Below are 1,288 nucleotides of genomic sequence, written 5' to 3' on the forward strand. Positions count from 1 at the left end.
GAACTGACCCAGGGAAATGAGACAAGAAAAAACACCTATGCTGCCACGGTCCTGTATTCTACAGGGCTGTGGCAATTTAATTTCGAAAATGGTCGTATATAATTGTAATAATACATGTAATTTACTACTTTTTCTATTACAATAGTAGTTGTAAGGGTCGCTCTAAATTGAGCGGCGAATTCTTCCGACTTTAGCGAGGAATGGAAGGATTCGATGACGGCATTATCAAAGCAATTGCCTTTGCGGGACATGCTTGTGGTAATGCCGTTTTCTTTTGCCAATGCCTGAAAGGCATAGGATGTATATTGTGCTCCCTGATCACTGTGTAATTTGACTTCATGAGTCTCTCTTCCGTTACAAGCTTCACGTAGCGTCTCCAAAACAAAATCCACATGTTGCGAGTCACTAATCTTGTAAGCAATAACTTCGTTATTATACAAATCCATAATAGTTGATAAATACAACATCTTTGGTCCATAAGGTAAGTATGTTATATCTGTTACCCATTTTTGATTCGGTTTCTCAGCTTTAAAATCTTGTTTTAATAAGTTAGAAACTATAATTTTACTTTCTCCTGCAATATATTTTTGTCGCTTTACTTTTACGCGACACTGGATTTCATATTTTTGCATCACTTTTTGAACCGTCTTTCGGTTCTTCTTAATCTGATGATCTTTCCATAAAATTTCTCTAACTTTTCGGTGCCCCACTCGATGTGAAAGTTGTTTACAGATATTAATGACGAGTTGATGAAACTCTGGAATTTTTTGATTCACACTTCTTTTCCATCGATAATATGTCGAACGAGGTATTTCAAAGCACTCACATATTTCTTTCGCCGTAAACCGGTCTTTAAAAACTTCTACAACTTCTACAAAAATGTCTGGTACCACTTCCTTTCGATTTCTTGGTACTTTCCCATTAGCTCGTCCCGCATTTCATAATAAGTGACCTTTCTTTTTAATTGCGCTAGTTCACTATCATCATCTGGACCTTTGCCGAAGGTATATTGTTTTCCAATCGGTTGAGCCAGTCTGTGATTTTCACCATTACGGTACCACCTCATCCAGGTTTTGATTTGACTTTTACTTTTTATTCCAAACCTTTTCATAATCTCACGATTAGTCCACTCACCAGATAACTTCAGACGAATCACTTCTTGTTTTACCTCTTCAGGATAAAATCGATTTTTACCCATAAAGAAAAACACCTCCTAAATTGTCGAATACTTTTACATACGACATAGGGGGTGTTTTTTCCTGTCTCATATTATTGGGTCACTCTATTT

The 1,288-nt window shown here is 36.6% G+C and carries 1 protein-coding gene; it reads right to left on the reverse strand.

Translation table 11 applies throughout. The annotated features are described in order from the left end of the window. Positions 1 to 35: 35 nt before the first annotated feature. Positions 36 to 1,198, reverse strand: a protein-coding gene (locus JCM13188_RS17155; RefSeq protein WP_279402065.1) for an IS3 family transposase whose coding sequence is annotated in 2 segments (ribosomal slippage) — positions 36 to 919 and positions 919 to 1,198 — 1,164 coding nt in all. Because the reading frame shifts where the segments join, the coding sequence is not laid out codon by codon here. Positions 1,199 to 1,288: the final 90 nt, after the last annotated feature.

The sequence above is a fragment of the Piscibacillus salipiscarius JCM 13188 genome (genome assembly GCF_001311865.1).
GTDB classification, from domain to species: Bacteria; Bacillota; Bacilli; order Bacillales; family Alkalibacillaceae; genus Piscibacillus; species Piscibacillus salipiscarius.